Genomic DNA, 7,981 nt, shown 5'->3' with positions numbered 1-7,981 from the left:
CCCAAACACCGTCCGGGAGCGGTTGACAACATCATTGAGACTCCTTCGGATCATACGTACCTGCTCCACCAGCTCAACGGCTACGCCGCTGCGCGATCAACCCACCGTGTCCGGCGCTCCTACGTCGCTTATTTCCTCCCACCTTGCCCCGCTCTCTTGCCCTACGGGTTGACCAGGTTCCGACAGGCACAGCTACGCAAGCTTCGCCAGCAGGCAAAAACAACGGGGAAAGGAGCACGAGGGATGCGGTGGGGTTTGTTGTCGCTCGCTGAGGGGTGCGAGGCGGCTCGGTCTGGTTGGTCGTGCGGGGTTGTACAGTCATCGTGGGTCGTGCGGGGTTGTACAGTCATCGTGGGTCGGCGAGGCAGCACAGTCATCGTGGGTCGGCGAGGCAGCACAGTCATCGTGGGTCGGCGAGGCAGCACAGTCATCGGTGGGTCGGTGGGTCGGTGGGTCGGTGGGTCCTCGAGTCCTCGAGTCCTGGCGACTGGCCTGGCCTGACAAAAGGCTCACGGCACGACTGCGGACACCCGGGTTGCTGCACGGCACTGTAGGACCTTCGACTCTGTGCCGACGGCTGGGTGAGCAGTCGAATGGGAAGTGGGCGAACCAGTTGAAGCCGCAGACTCTGGATTTACGGGACTTGGTCTCCAGATAAGGATCGCCCCCTCCATGACAGATGAGGATCGCCACCTCAAGGAAGTTACGGAAATGTCAAAAGAGCAGCTAGCCCCTTCGCCGTCCCAGACTGCCCCGGCCGAGCCAAGCCGACTGAGCAACACCCTCGCTAAACCGTGGGTAGGACTTGCAACCACTGCGGCTGTGACGGTCGGGTATGCGCTGATGGCCGGTTGGCTGACCCCCCGAGGCCCCCTGACGGAAATCCAAGCCGCAGTAACTGTGGCGATGAGTCTGCTGGTCGGTGCCGCCAGCGGCGTCGCTCTTCGCTCTCGGTGGGCGATTCTTGTTGCACCAGTGTTTTTCCTAGTGTCGTTCGAGCTCTTCCGTGCAGGTGTTCAAGGCCCAACCGTGGACGAGATTCGGCTCGACTCGATATACGGCATCATCGCCTTTGTCACCGGACGGGGGTTCCATTGGCTTCTGGTGCTGATCCCGATGATGTTGGGCGCCATCCTTGGTGCTGCGTTTGTTCGGTCGAGAAAGCAGCACAAAGGCCAAGACACTAGTGCTCCGGTTCACCGGCGTACACGGACATTCTTGTTCCGCGGACTGACGGCTCTGACCGGGGTCATTGTTCTTCTTCTCGGGTTCTTCGTCGCGTTGCCGGGATCCACGGACCCTATCGTTGCCGAGGACGGCACCCCGTTGCCAGGAAGCGTCTCCGAGTTCGCAAATGTGGATGTCGGAGATCATCAGCTGAGCGTAATGATCCGAGGACGCAGCGACACGAACCCGGTTCTGCTGTTTCTTGCTGGAGGTCCCGGAGGCACAGAACTGGGAGCGATGCGCAACCACGGGGGAGCCCTGGAGCAGGATTTTGTCGTTGCGACCCTCGACCAGCGAGGCACCGGCAAGTCGATGCACCAATTCGAGCCGGCATCAACCTTTACGCTTGAAAACGCAATTCGCGACGCACTAGCTGTCACAGAGTATCTTCGCCAAAGGTTCGGTCAGGACCGTATCTACCTGGTCGGACAATCCTGGGGGTCAACGCTCGGGGTGCTTCTCGCAGATCGTGAACCTCAGCTCTACCGTGCCTTCGTCGGCGTCGGCCAGATGGTGAGCCAGCGCGCCACCGACATCATCTTTTACGAGGATGCGTTGGAGTGGGCACGCAGCACCGGCGACGCCGGATTGGCAGCCACACTGGAGGCAAACGGTCCGCCGCCGTACACCGACATCAGACATTACGAACCGGCGATCGGCACCGAACAACTCGTTCATCCGTACGACCACACGCCGAACGCCGAGGGTGCAGGCCAAAACTTCGAAGGGCTCTTTGTCGAGGAGTACTCCAACGTTGAAAAGATTCGAAACCTGGGCGTCACCCTCGACGTCTTCGCAATGCTTTACCCACAACTGCAAGAGATCGACTTTAGAGAACAGGTGACGAGCCTTGATATCCCCGTGTATCTGGCGCAGGGACGTTACGAGGCCCCTGGTCGCGCCGACCTCGCGGAAGAGTGGTACGAGATGCTGGCTGCTCCCTCCAAGGAACTGCGTGTGTTTGAGACCTCAGGGCACCGACCAATGTGGGAACAGCCAGCCGAGTTTGATCGGCTGATGTCTGAGGTGCTGGCGGACACCAGCGAATAGGAAGCCCCCGGTCTGCCCTCAACGACAGGTGGTCCATCCACAACAGGCCAGCCGAAGCCGCTTATGGTCTGTACATCAGCCTCGCAACAGCACCCACCAGCAACCCGATGGCTGCCCCGATGCCAGCGCCCACCGCTATGCCAGGTCCACCCGCAATCGCCACACCTATCGTGGCGCCGGCGCCCGCGCCCAGGCTAATCCCCACACCGGGCAAGTATTCGTGGAACTCACGGTCGGGCGTCTCTGATGAAGCATCCATAGTGTTCATGAGCGTATTCTCGGCCTGCCAGCCTCCGAATGGCTAGGGGCTTTGGACCTCTTCGCGCTATCTCCCGATCATCAGGGACGACGGCGTATCCCAGCACACCGTCTGAATCTGTAGTAGTTGACCCAGCCATTGCGACAACCCGAGTCGATCCCAACCATGTGCCGCCCCTCTCGGCACACCGCAATCGGTGGCCAAACGTTCCACGTCATGTCGATACAGTTGAAACATGAGTCGAATCATCGCCGGAGCCGCTGGAGGCATACCGTTATTCAGTGTTCCGGGCACGGCAACACGGCCCACCACTGACCGGGTCAAAGAGGCGTTGTTTTCGCGTCTCGACGCCTACGAGGTCATCACCGATGCCAGAGTGCTCGATCTCTTTGCCGGTTCCGGCTCGCTGGGTGTCGAAAGCGCCAGCCGTGGAGCAAAGATCGTCGATCTGGTGGAATCGGGCGACAAAGCCGTTGCAGTGAGCCGAACCAACGCCGACCTGGTGAACAAAACCCTCAAACACCCGACTGTCCGAGTGCACCACCTCAGGGTAGAAACCTACCTGGATCGGGCTGTTCCGTCGGATCAATGGGATCTCGTTTTGATGGATCCTCCCTATCCGGTAGAAAACGAGGCGCTGACCGACATCCTCAAAACCCTGGTTCCCCACCTGGCAGAGGGCGCTGTCGTCGTACTGGAACGTTCATCGCGCTCGCAGGAACCTGAGTGGCCAGCCGGTCTGGAACGATTTGCCGAAAAAAAGTATGGCGAAACCAAGCTGTGGTTCGCGGAACCGGCCGTGGCAGCGGTCTAGTTTCCTAGGCGCTCACCGCCACCGGCATGCCAGGTACCCATTCCTCCCTTCTGCTGCTATCGGAATAGCGTCAGAAGGGAGGGACGGTTATGGTCTTCCGTCAGCACGGTAAAGGAATGCTGCCATGGCGTCGCGGTTGACTGGCTGCAGCGCACGATACGTGCTCGTCCCGTTCGGCTCTTTCCAGCCGGTGCTGATGCCTTGTGCAGCGAGCCAGGACATTTCTTTGTAGAAGAGTTGGTTGGTGGAGACATCCGCGAATGGAGACCGCTTTGGTGGTGTGTAGTCGGGGGATCCGGCTGCACGGGAGAGGAATGCTGCCATGGCGTCGCGGTTGACTGGCTGCAGCGGACGATACGTACGGGTTCCGTTCCGTTCTTTCCAGCCGGTGCTGATGCCTTGTGCAGCGAGCCAGGACATTTCCTTGTAGAAGAGTTGGTTGGTGGAGACATCCGCGAATGGAGACCGCTTTGGAGGTGTGTAGTCGGGGGATCCGGCTGCACGGTAAAGGAACGCCGCCATGGCGTCGCGGTTGACCGGCACAAGCGCACGGTAGGTGCTGGTTCCGTTTCGTTCTTTCCAACCGGTGCTGATGCCTTGTGCAGCGAGCCAGGACATTTCCTTGTAGAACAGCTGCTTGGTGGAGACATCCGCGAAGGGCGAGACTCTCGGCGGTGCGTACGGCGCGTTAGCGCTGCTGAACGTGGTGGTCCATTTGGCGGTGGCACCGGGTTCAAGAACGTAATCGGTCCTGGCACGGGCGGTCACGGTGACGGCACCTTTACCCGTATAGACGCCCTTGGCAGTTGGCTTACCGGCGAGTAAGTACTCGACACCTGTGGTGAAGGGGATCGTGACAGTGTCCTTGGCGGTGCCGTCCTTGTCGGTAAACACCACGGGTGCAGGAGTTACCCGGTAAGGGGTTTCCTTGAACTCCTTGGTCCAACGCGTAGTGGCACCGTCCCGAATGATGTAAGTGGGTTTAGCGTTCGCGTAGACGCTGACGTAGCCCTTCCCCGGGTGGGTTCCTGCGGGGGTGCGAGTACCGCCGATTGTGTACTCAACTCCCTCTGTTGAAGGGATCGTGATGGTGTCCTGAGCGGTGCCGTCCTTGTCGGTGAAGACCACGGGTGCAGGAGTTACTGTGGTGGACGGACGGACAAAAGTGTGGGACCAGGACACTGTTCCGAAGAGCTGATACCCCGGCTGTGCTCGCGCTTCGATATTGATCCGGTTCCACCCAGAATGGTGGGTGCCCGCCGGAGTCTTTTTCTGGTTGACGAAGTAGTCGACGCCGGTCACCGCGGGGATGGTGTAGTTACCTGTCGAGTTATCCCACGTCGGCGACTGGGTTGTCACCTTGCTGAGGGGCGGCACATCAAGGGAAGGTTTTCCGTCGAAGTAGTCCTGCGCCGTTGCGTATGTTCCCACGGGAGGTTGTACAAAAGTGAAGAAGTTAACTGTTCCGTACATGGTGTAGTTGCGCGGTTCATTCCGGTAATCCTTGTTGCCCGTAATGAAGATGCCGACTCCGATTGTTTTGAACCCGGGGTCGCTCAAGATCGAGCGATGTCCCGGCGAATTTTCCCATTGGGTGACAAGACTCTGGCCTGTGGTGTCCCACCGGGCAGCGATGACTTCCCCGGCGCGTGTCCACCGATTGGCAACCCTTGGATCCGAGGCATAGCCGGGGTTGTGAAGAAACATCTGGTTCGTCGCCATGTAGTCGGACCAGTCTTCGGCAACCTCTGCGGCGGTCACGTTGAAGTTGACCGGCTCCAACCCATTGTTCGCACGGAACACGTTAATGCCGTTGAAAACGTCCAGGATCTGTTGCTTGTTGGCAAGATCCAGGGTGCTCGGCGCTGGGCTCGCCTGAATGACATCAGATTCAGGACTGGCCGCCGCTGGTGCAGCCCCAAGGGAGAAAGTCGTCGCCACCAGTAGTAAACCGACAAAGCCAGCCAGAATCTTCCTGACACCGCTGCGGACCTGCCCATGTTTACCGGAATGTGGCTGTACCAACGTGGGACGACCAAGGTCTGCGGTGCGGGTCTGGACAGGGTGGTGCCCGGAAAATAGTGACATTGAATTCCCCCAGAGAATATTGATCGAGACCCTCAAAGCATAAACCACATAATTACTCTGAAATACCCAATTTTCTCCGGGTTTTGTGGCCGAAAAGTCAGCTTTTCCCGTGGGCGCAAAAACGCCTATTCAGATGTCGGATACATCAGATCAAAAGTCGCTACGTCGCACCCGAGCGGTGTTTGCAGCAAGAAACCTCTCGCCTTACTTCCGAAGATCCGCTTCCAGACGCTCAAACCAGAAGTGAGCGACAGCCCGATACGGCGGCCGAAATGCATACAGACAAGCCAGCCGCAATCTGGTCGCCGCTGAATAGGCGTGCATCCGGGTGTCGGACACCTTCATTGCCAAAGCGGTTTCAAGGATTGCCTGCTTAGCGGTCGATGCCGCAGCAGCAGAGAAGACACCCTGCGCTCGCCGAAAGTCGATATGTACCAACAAATTTGCCAAATCCAGCGCCGGCTCGGCGACCGACACAGTGTCACAGTCGATCAACCCGACCGAGCCAGAATCAGCGTTGAACAGCAGCTGTTTGTCGTGCAAATCCCGATGCGACAACACAGACCGTTCGGGCGCTCCGGAAATCAGTAGACGAGCCACCTGGGACGATGCTCCTTGGAGTCTTTCAGCTGAAACGGCCAACGCTCCGAATTCCTGGACCTGGTTCACCCAGCGAGACACCGTCCGAGCTTCATCCCGCGTCGAGTGGGTGGGCAATTCAGGCACACCCGACACAGCCGGCGCTACAGCCAACCTGGGCCAGCGCACCGCCCACTGGTGCCACGCCTGCTCCCACCCGTCCTCGACTGAGGGAACTCGTTCGGACAGGGGCGGCTGCGAAGACCCTTGATGCGGAGAGACGTGGCTCGAAGAGACCTGTCCCGTTACCGCCTGACCCAGTTCGTGGAAACTGACCCCGTGGACCGCTGTCAGGGTCACACCCGCCGAATGCTGACTAACGACGTCGGGCATCACGATCCCCGACGGCTGAGCCAACGCACGCATCAGCCGATGGGACGCAGCCACGCCTTCAGCCTTCCCTGGCACCAGAAGCTTGGTGAAGCCCACAGCATCGCGCACCACAGCACGCCGTTTGTACCGATGAACCAACAGCTGCCCCTGGGCCGCAGCGCCAGGCAAACCAGTCAACAGGGGATCTTCGGCAAAGGGGGACAGCCTCACTCTGCCGTCGTGCTCGATTGTCCCGGCACGTATCTGGCCGTTCTCGGCGTCAGAGGCCTCAAAGATCAGCCGACCACCATCTTTGGGCCACGCCCGATGAACCTTTAGCTCTCGGCCGGAACGATCGGCCATGCTCTCAGGAACAGTTGTCACCACAGGATGTCCTCCATCAGCTCAAGGTGGTTAGCCATGTCGTGCCGCCAGGTGGGGGAGCAGGACCGAAAAGAGTTGCTCAGACGGCTGAGCAGGTGAAAGATGGTCCACGCCAGCACCTCGGAATCGGTGGCACCAGTCGGCCCAGCACTGTAGCCGTCCAGCATGGCTGCAGTACGGGGAAGCGACAACACCTCGGAGCCCTTCGCCAGAGAGCCGTCAGCAGCGCCGTGCAAAATCTCAACCGCTGCAAAACTGCCCAGATCCGATGCGCCGGCACCATAGGTACAACGCTCCAGGTCGGTCAACCGAATATCGGAGCCATCGACCAGCACCTGATCGGCGGAAAAATCGCCATGCATCAGCGCCGCCCTGCCCGGACGTCGCAGCAACGGCTCCAACCCGGCACGCAACCGCTCAAGACGGCCAGCAAGCTCCGGAGACAACAACGAGTTCTCCTCCACCAGGTCCACAAGCGATCCGGCCGGCGCCCGCCACCGATGAGTACCAAACGCAGGGGGTTGGGCATGAAGAAGAGCCAACGCCACACCGGCAGCATACGAGGCTGCACCGGCGTTACCTTGCTCCACGGTGCTGAGATCACCAGTACCAAACCAGGTGAAGTACTGGAGCTGCCGCGACGAAGGCAACCCCATGGGCTCAACAGTCTCCAACACAGGGACTCCACTGGCAGCAAGCTGCGACAGAAGTTGTCCATCGGCATAGGGGACAGCAGTCCCGACCTTGCACACCAACCGCTCCTCCCCACGAACAACCTCAAACACCACCCTGCGCTGCGGGTTGTAATTGAGCACCCACACCACCCGATCGGTGAACAGACGCTCCATCCCCGCCCTGCGAAAACGCGCCAATGGCTTGTACAAACGGTGATCCAGTTCGATCGGACCCGTCACCAGACGGTGGCCTGGATGATCCGGCAACACCACGTGCCCTAGTTCCAGCCCGCTGGCCACCGCCCGAGCAAAGACCTTCTCCAGCTTGACCGCTACAGGGGGGGCATAGGTGGCTAGCCAGCTGATCCCGCCGTCGTCCTCCCGCAACCTGGCAACCGCCGACGTCCCCGGCTTATGCCGAAGCCGATCAGCACGCACCGGCCGACCCAGCAGCTCGCTCAGCTGGTCACTATCGAAAAACGGGGCAAGACCAGGCAAAGCCATATCCACGGTCGACGTCGGGCTGACAGTCAT

Annotated in this window: 6 protein-coding genes; 2 read left to right on the top strand and 4 right to left on the bottom strand. The window is 59.9% G+C overall.

The genetic code is table 11. The features are described 5' to 3' along the window. Nucleotides 1-672: 672 nt before the first annotated feature. Entirely contained in the window at nucleotides 673-2,277 is a 1,605-nt protein-coding gene (locus ABD059_RS00940) for an alpha/beta fold hydrolase (protein ID WP_343877176.1), read from the top strand. A gap of 61 nt (nucleotides 2,278-2,338) precedes the next feature. On the opposite strand, the gene ABD059_RS00935 is transcribed toward ABD059_RS00940, so the two are convergent. Next, nucleotides 2,339-2,545 (bottom strand): hypothetical protein, encoded by a 207-nt coding sequence (locus tag ABD059_RS00935; RefSeq protein ID WP_343877174.1) that lies wholly within the window; start codon nucleotides 2,543-2,545, stop codon nucleotides 2,339-2,341. Nucleotides 2,546-2,771: 226 nt separating this feature from the next. Here ABD059_RS00935 and rsmD point away from each other — a divergent pair, with 226 nt between their 5' ends. Further along, nucleotides 2,772-3,350: a 16S rRNA (guanine(966)-N(2))-methyltransferase RsmD gene (gene rsmD, locus ABD059_RS00930; protein WP_343877173.1), complete on the top strand. Its 579-nt coding sequence runs from the start codon at nucleotides 2,772-2,774 to the stop codon at nucleotides 3,348-3,350. Between the two features lie 87 nt (nucleotides 3,351-3,437). On the opposite strand, the gene ABD059_RS00925 is transcribed toward rsmD, so the two are convergent. From ABD059_RS00925 to ABD059_RS00915, 3 genes are all read right to left on the bottom strand, one after another. After that, nucleotides 3,438-5,438, bottom strand: coding sequence for a CAP domain-containing protein (locus ABD059_RS00925; RefSeq protein WP_343877172.1), 2,001 nt, complete (start codon nucleotides 5,436-5,438; stop codon nucleotides 3,438-3,440). Between the two features lie 204 nt (nucleotides 5,439-5,642). Continuing rightward, a complete protein-coding gene (locus ABD059_RS00920) occupies nucleotides 5,643-6,773 on the bottom strand; it encodes a phosphotransferase family protein (protein ID WP_343877171.1) in 1,131 nt (376 codons plus the stop codon). Then, a complete protein-coding gene (locus ABD059_RS00915) occupies nucleotides 6,770-7,981 on the bottom strand; it encodes a phosphotransferase family protein (RefSeq protein ID WP_343877170.1) in 1,212 nt (403 codons plus the stop codon). The genes ABD059_RS00920 and ABD059_RS00915 overlap by 4 nt, the downstream gene beginning before the upstream one ends.

It is taken from the genome of Arthrobacter flavus (genome assembly GCF_039526005.1).
Lineage (GTDB): Bacteria > Actinomycetota > Actinomycetes > Actinomycetales > Micrococcaceae > Arthrobacter_D > Arthrobacter_D flavus.
This window is presented reverse-complemented; position numbering and strand designations above follow the sequence as displayed.

What these genes read in the sequence shown, in the direction of transcription:
- ABD059_RS00940 (WP_343877176.1), top strand. Translation starts at nt 673, where the DNA reads ATGACAGATGAGGATCGCCACCTCAAGGAAGTTACGGAAATGTCAAAA.
- ABD059_RS00935 (WP_343877174.1), bottom strand. Translation starts at nt 2,545, where the DNA reads ATGAACACTATGGATGCTTCATCAGAGACGCCCGACCGTGAGTTCCAC.
- rsmD (WP_343877173.1), top strand. Translation starts at nt 2,772, where the DNA reads ATGAGTCGAATCATCGCCGGAGCCGCTGGAGGCATACCGTTATTCAGT.
- ABD059_RS00925 (WP_343877172.1), bottom strand. Translation starts at nt 5,438, where the DNA reads ATGTCACTATTTTCCGGGCACCACCCTGTCCAGACCCGCACCGCAGAC.
- ABD059_RS00915 (WP_343877170.1), bottom strand. Translation starts at nt 7,981, where the DNA reads ATGACTGTCAGCCCGACGTCGACCGTGGATATGGCTTTGCCTGGTCTT.